The organism is Chitinophaga sp. 30R24, from assembly GCF_049056765.1.
Taxonomy (GTDB): Bacteria; Bacteroidota; Bacteroidia; order Chitinophagales; family Chitinophagaceae; genus Chitinophaga.
Genome location: NZ_JBJGXX010000030.1, coordinates 1 through 4,419, shown reverse-complemented (window position 1 = coordinate 4,419; position 4,419 = coordinate 1). Strand labels below are relative to the sequence as shown.

General features: G+C 36.8%; 3 protein-coding genes. 1 reads left to right on the top strand and 2 read right to left on the bottom strand.

The window, feature by feature from the left end; all coding sequences use genetic code 11:
• Positions 1–303 precede the first annotated feature (303 nt).
• Positions 304–444, bottom strand: coding sequence for a transposase domain-containing protein (locus tag ACDQ55_RS21525; protein ID WP_420983708.1), 141 nt, complete (start codon positions 442–444; stop codon positions 304–306).
• Positions 445–713: 269 nt separating this feature from the next.
• Entirely contained in the window at positions 714–1,724 is a 1,011-nt protein-coding gene (locus ACDQ55_RS21520) for a PDDEXK nuclease domain-containing protein (protein ID WP_420983707.1), read from the bottom strand.
• Positions 1,725–2,122: 398 nt separating this feature from the next.
• On the opposite strand from ACDQ55_RS21520, the gene ACDQ55_RS21515 reads away from it, so the two are divergent.
• Positions 2,123–3,463 carry a site-specific integrase gene (locus tag ACDQ55_RS21515; RefSeq protein ID WP_420983706.1) on the top strand — a complete coding sequence of 447 codons (1,341 nt, stop codon included), beginning with the start codon at positions 2,123–2,125 and terminating at the stop codon, positions 3,461–3,463.
• Positions 3,464–4,419: the final 956 nt, after the last annotated feature.

The following is a 4,419-nucleotide window of genomic DNA, read 5'->3' as shown; positions in this document are numbered from 1 at the left end:
TTGCAGAGTCACAATGAGCGGGTAGCTCGGCAAATTTTTTAGTGGATAAAATATTCATAGATTTACAGCTGATTCGTTGGGCCCAAAATTAGCTGTCTGTCAGATTAAATATTGACTATTACATTTTATTGGTGATTTAAATTTACAGCATATCACTGCACTGCTATTGCTATTGCCACTTCATTGATTTATCTTATCTCCACTGTTATTGATATCATCTTTATCCAGGTGTTCGTATCCCTCTAGGATGCTTTAAAATGGATTCGTCGTTATCAGCTATCTTTGTAGTAACAAAATGATTTTCTATAGATTTTCCTTTGGAGTGTTAGTCCAGTTATGCGACAGGATATTTTTGAATTGATTAATTGGCATTTCGTTGAGGTCTTGGTTCAATACATACTTGATCCATTCATATGGGTTTACATTATTTAATTTACAAGTCACTAATAAGGAATATAATAATCCTGCCCCGCTTGCAGCTTCATGGCGGCTTACGAAGGAACAAAAAAAGGATAGGCTTCCAAAATTGGAAGCCCTATCCGATCCAGTGATCCCCTTGGGACTACATCAATGCCTTATATATCGCGGCTTTTCAGGGATTAAAAAGTTAGTGTAATCTTTTTTGTTACCTCCCGGAATAGCTTCATTTGATCAGGTTTGAAAGAACTAACATTTACGCTATTATCATAGCGATACAGCTATTTGAGATAGTGTCAATCCTTCTTTCCAATCTGCTCATGGATTAACTGCTTTTCACGCTCCAGCTCTGCTCTTAATTCTTCTTCAGTTGGTAATACCAGCCGATATTTAGACGCAAAAAGCTGTTTATTCTCCTCCAACATACTATACTTAACTATCGTGTGATCTTTTTCCGCGCAAAGAATAATTCCAATTGTAGGATTATCCCCTTCCGTCTTCTTAAGATCTTCAAACATCCGGACATACATATCCATTTGCCCGATATCCTGATGTGTCAACTCATTTATTTTCAGATCAATTAATACAAAACACTTCAGGATATAATTATAGAAGACCAAATCTATGTAGAAGACCTTTGTATCGGTTTTGATGCGATACTGACGACCAACAAATGAAAAACCTTTGCCTAATTCCAATAAGAATGCCTGCAAGTTGCTGATAATAGCAGACTCAATTTCACTTTCCGAATATCCAGTTGGCCATTTCAGACCCAAAAATTCTAAAACATATGGATTTTTAATTATATCACTAGACGATGCCTTCTCCATATTTTGCTCATCTAATAAAGCAGCCCTTTTATTCTGCGTAGACAAAAGCCGCTCATAATAAAGCGTATTGATATTACGCTCCAACTGACGCGTACTCCATGATTGCGCTGCTGTTTCTGCCACATAATATTGCCTGGCTGTTGGACTATCTACACGCAGAATGATACGGTAATGAGTCCAACTCAATTCGGGACGCAGTGCGTCCCGAATTGGAAATGTTTGATAAAATTGGCGCATACGGCGCAATTCTCTTTCATCAAACCCTTTTCCAAACTCTTCTGTTAAATGCTTTGTAAGCTCCTTTATCAGGAACGTGCCATAGTCTGCCCGCTCCTTACCTTGTTGCTCTTCTTCGAAAATGCGTTTACCGATATTCCAATATACCTCCACCATAGCAGAGTTGATGGCAGCATACGCCTTCTGTCTTGCGGCAGAAAGCATATTTTTAATATCTGTGATAAATGATTTCTTTAGCATGAACTCTAGTTATGTATCAAACTTACAGGAAATAATCTGATTTCAAATGACACGCCATATACAATAGAGACAGTCATCCCAACAAAAAGGTTACACTAAAATTAAGTACTACCCGTGTAACCTTTTATGTTACCATTCACCTTCGTTTTGAATGATAAACCTTTAGGCGAAAAACAGAAAAGCCGCGTAAATCGTGCGATTTATGCGGCTTTGATACTGTTTGTATTCTTTGTGGTGATCCCCTTGGGATTACAAATAGTTGATTCCTTCTTATCGCTCCTTATCTAACTTAATTACAAGTAATTGTTTTTCAATATTTTACAACAAATTAGTTAGATCTTTCGTAATACCTTTATCTAGGATAACAGCATTGAACTCGACTAAAAAATCGACTAACTATGTTGTTACCAATTAAACTGATCTGCTCTAAGAGCAAGGCACGCCGGGATGGCACCAGTATTATCTTTATTCAGTATTGCGGCGTGGACAACAGAAAAACGCTACTAAATACCGAAATTGCCATTCCCCCCCGCTTCTGGTCGCGTAAGCACCACCGCATTTCCAATGACCTTCCTCCCGAATACGGAAAGGCATCAGACCTCAATACCAAGCTATCCGACTTACTCAAACTAGCGGGAGATATTGTTACACATGCCAGAAAGGCCAATTGTCCTGATGTCTTAGCCTTCGTAAAGAAGGCTTTTAAGCCTGATTATGATTTACAAAAACTAAGAGAAGATATTGCGGTAAACCCTAATAATAATCAGGATTTCTTCTATCAAGTAGATGACTATATCAAATGCAAAACTGGCAAAGTTTCCGAAGGAACGCTGAAAAACTATAAAAATATGAAAGATCACATCCTGGCCTTTCAGGACTTCCGTAAAGGACCTGTCACCTTCGATTCCTTCGATTTTAATTTTTATGAAAGTTTTGTAGACTTTATGACCCGTAATTATGTACATAAACGGAGAAAAGAAGAAATAAAAGGATTAAAATTATCTAGTATCGGAAAAACCATTAAGCAGCTCCGTATATTTATTAGGGATAGGGGTCGCCGTAAAATCATTGCTCCAATTGATCTTACAGACTTCAAGGTTCTGGATGAAGAGGCGGACGCTATCTACCTAACATGGGAGGAAATAACCAAGATCTATGGAGTCGATCTTTCCGAATACCCACACCTTATTAAATACCGCGATTTGTTTGTTCTAGGTTGTTTTACAGGGCTAAGGTTCTCTGATTTCTCCACTATACGCCCGGAAGATATTAGGACAGGAATGTTACACAAAAAACAGGACAAATCAGATAATTGGGTTGTTATCCCCTTAATGGACGCTACGGAGGAAATACTTTATAATCGGTTTGACAAACTTATCCCTCATGTGAGCAACCCGGAATTTAACCGCCACATAAAGCAGGTTGGCAAACTGGCCGGGATATGCGAACTTGTTAAATTCTCTCACAAGAAAGGGAATAAGGATATTATTGATGTCCGGCCTAAATATGCTTGGATTACTACACACACCTGTCGTCGGTCCTTCTGCACCAACGAATTTTTAGCAGGTACACCAGTAGAGTTGATCATGAAGATAAGTGGCCATAAAAGTCTAAGGGATTTCTATAAATATATAAGGATTACACCAGAAGAAGCAGGAAAGAAAATAAAGGAAATATGGCAAAAACGGGGAAATGTTACCATTTCTTCCCCAGCAAATTCATTACAAAGTACTTCGTAAAAACTTAAGGAGCTGGCAATCAGCTCCCTAAATTCATTTATCCAACAGAGCTAAAATATATACAATATTTTATAGGTTAATTGCCATTCCTGATACTTTTTACGCGGTCGGCAATTTGTAATGTAAAAACTGATTCAAACAACGGTTTAAAATTGTTTTTAGCAAACGCTGTTACGTCCTCATCTTGCATTTTCGGGTCTTTGGCAAGTAAAATATTGGTAAAATCAGATAAAGTTTAATGTAACTCCTTTTCCTCCACAGATGATGCAAACTCTTCTAACCATATCAATGGTTTGCATAGAGTAGGTAAACTTTCCTTATTGAAGTCTTGCAAGTTGTGTTGAATGAGATAGTCTTTCAGCTTATAAATTGCCATACCACTCGTAATAAAGAAATAGGTAAATGCCATGAAATGATCCCACTGCTCTCTAGTCCAATCATCCGCTTGGGGGACTTACTATCACCTGGCTCATTGCACTCCAGCACAAGTCCATAAATACATTAGACGATTCATAAGGCGTTACAGTTTTTAAAATGCTTAATAAATCTTTCATAAATAGATATTAATTGTTTTGAACTAGAGGGGACATTCCCACATAATCATCAAATAACATCGTAACTATCTCATATTTAACAATTTATAAGACTTTTTAAGTCTAACTCTGGAATAATTAAACCCACCGGGAAAGAGAACTTAGGCATAGGAAGATACAAAGACCATACGATAAATCAATTTATTATCAATATGATTTTATAAATACTTATTTCTATCTTCAAATAACAATACAATATGATAATTTCTTTTAAATAGTTGAAATAATATTTATATTTACCCAATTATAATTTTGATGCCCCTCAAAGTATATGAACTTAAAAACCAGATATTGTTTGCCCTATATCGTTAGCATACCCTTATTATGTGTAAAGATATCTTCTGCGCAATCAATTGACACTTC

Excerpts from the sequence above, each read along its gene's own strand:
- ACDQ55_RS21515 (WP_420983706.1), top strand. The coding sequence starts at position 2,123 with ATGTTGTTACCAATTAAACTGATCTGCTCTAAGAGCAAGGCACGCCGG.
- ACDQ55_RS21520 (WP_420983707.1), bottom strand. The coding sequence starts at position 1,724 with ATGCTAAAGAAATCATTTATCACAGATATTAAAAATATGCTTTCTGCC.